This window comes from Candidatus Symbiopectobacterium sp. NZEC135, from assembly GCF_025962695.1.
Genome location: NZ_JAGFPF010001225.1, coordinates 1 through 648, shown reverse-complemented (window position 1 = coordinate 648; position 648 = coordinate 1). Strand labels below are relative to the sequence as shown.

General features: G+C 59.9%; 1 protein-coding gene. It reads right to left on the bottom strand.

Going from position 1 to position 648, the window contains the following annotated elements:
• Window positions 1-648 (bottom strand): MFS transporter (locus J5224_RS33490; RefSeq protein WP_264629194.1); only part of this gene is annotated, 648 nt, incomplete at both ends.

Sequence of the window (648 nt, the reverse complement as noted above, 5' to 3'; positions counted from 1 at the left end):
ACACCGTAAAAAGCCGCGTAATCGGTGGCGGGTTGCGCCCCGCGCGACCACCCCAATATTCTGGCGCTCAATGCCACAAAAATGCCGCTCACCGCCGCACCCACCGCTATCGCTCCCGCCATGGCGAGCCACGGCTGACCGAGAACAAAACCGATTGTCATCGCGGCCAATGCCAGCAAGGCCAGCGAAGTGAACGCCATCAGCGCGCCGGAAAGCCCAGCCCGACGCATCAACGGCATAGAGATAACGGCGGTGAGCAGCATTGAGATGGGCCCGAGCGTGCCGACGATCCCGCCGATCTGTTCTATCGGCACATTAAGATCGAGCAGCATCAGGCGGTTCAGTCCCGCAATCGGAAAAATAACGCAGCACGTTAACGTCAATAGTGTGAGTCGCTTGCGCTGTACGGGGTTACGCAGCAGCGCACTTAGGCTCGCGGCGTTCCGGCGCGTAGCGTTCAATGGGCCAGCATGCGGTACCTCTTTCATTAACAGCAGCACCGGTAATACCAGAAGTAACAGAGAGGCCGCATAACACAGGAAGATGACCTTCCAGCCATAGGTGTGAAACAGCGCGACAAACGCGCCGCCGCCAATCATGGCACCTGTCGATAATGCCCCCAGCTTGCAGGCCGCACCACGCGGGCGC